This is a genomic window from Arhodomonas sp. KWT (assembly GCF_010993615.1).
Map to the genome: position 1 here is coordinate 1 of NZ_WNXE01000651.1, position 944 is coordinate 944.

General features: G+C 75.5%; 1 protein-coding gene. It reads left to right on the forward strand.

The window, feature by feature from the left end; all coding sequences use genetic code 11:
* A partial coding sequence (locus G7A99_RS21460) for a type VI secretion system Vgr family protein (RefSeq protein WP_163143951.1) occupies positions 1 to 944 on the forward strand: 944 nt, incomplete at both ends.

Genomic DNA, 944 nt, shown 5'->3' on the forward strand with positions numbered 1-944 from the left:
CCCCGCCCGGCTCGCCATCCGCCAGGCCGACGCCAGCGAGCGCCCCCTCCACGCCCTCGTCGCCGAGGCCGCCCGCCTCGGCGAGGACGGGGGGCTGAGCACCTACCAGCTCACCCTCGTGCCCTGGCTGTCGATGCTCGCGCTCGGGCGCGGCAGCCGCATCTTCCAGGACCGCTCGGTCCCCGGGATCGCCACCGCCGTGTTCGACGCCCACACCCTCGCCCGCGGGCGCTACCGCTTCGAGCTGCGCCGCGACTACCCCGCGCGCAGCTACTGCGTGCAGTACCGCGAGAGCGACCTGCACTTCATCAGCCGCCTCTTCGAGGAGGAGGGGCTGTTCTACTACTTCGTCCACGGCGGCGAGGCCGGCCACACCCTGGTGGTCACCGACGACGTCGACACCTGCCCCGCCGTCGAGCCCGCCACCATCCGCTTCCACCGCCAGGGCCCCACCGAGACCCGTGACACCCTCACCCAGTGGGGCGGGCGGCGCCGCGCGCAGCCCACCCGCGTGAGCCTCGCCACCTTCGACTACAAGCAGCCCTCGCTCGCCAGGCGCACCGTGCTCGATACCGCGCACGAGCGCGGCAACGCGCCCGCCGCCGAGCACTACGACTACGCCGGCACCTACTACTACCGCGGCTTCGAGCGCGGCGGGCGCCTCGCCGCCAACCGCCTCGAGGCCTTCGACGCCCGCGCCCGGCGCTTCCACGGCACCGGCGGCGCCCGCCAGCTGCTCGCCGGCCACCGCTTCGAGCTCACCGAGCACCCGCTCCACGACACCGGCGGCGAGGCCGAGCGCCACTTCCTCGTGCTCGCCCTCAGCGTCCACGCCGAGAACGCCCTGCCCGTCAGCCCCGCGCTCCGCGCCCTGCCCGGCAGCCTCCAGCCCGACATCGACGCCGCCCGCCGCGCCCACGGCCTCGAGGCGCACGGCGACGAGC